Source organism: Macromonas nakdongensis (assembly GCF_002837145.1).
Taxonomy (GTDB): domain Bacteria; phylum Pseudomonadota; class Gammaproteobacteria; order Burkholderiales; family Burkholderiaceae_C; genus Macromonas_B; species Macromonas_B nakdongensis.
This window is the reverse complement of sequence record NZ_NWMV01000166.1, coordinates 2,763-3,056: the sequence shown is the minus strand read 5'-3', so window position 1 is coordinate 3,056 and position 294 is coordinate 2,763. Positions and strand designations below refer to the sequence as shown.

General features: G+C 76.9%; 1 protein-coding gene. It reads right to left on the bottom strand.

Features of this window, described 5'->3' with window-relative positions; translation table 11 throughout:
- Window positions 1-294 (bottom strand): chemotaxis protein CheB (locus CON77_RS14835; protein ID WP_198552413.1); only part of this gene is annotated, 294 nt, incomplete at both ends.

Below are 294 nucleotides of genomic sequence, written 5' to 3'. Positions count from 1 at the left end.
TCGGCCAGGGCCGGAATGGGCCGGGCCGCGTCGACCACACCGGCCCGCACCGCGGCCCCGGGCATGCCATTGAAGGCGCTGTCGGCCGGGTCCTGGGCCAGCACGCAGCCCCCGGCCTGGCGCACCGCCCAGGCGCCTTCGACCCCGTCGCGCCCGGCCCCCGACAGCACCACCACCGTGCAGCGCGGCGCGTGCGATGCGGCGAGCGAAGCGAACAGCTCGTTGCCAGAGGGCGAGGAAATGCTGGTCGGCAACGGCGGGCCGAGCAGCAACACGCCGCGCTCGACGCGGCCG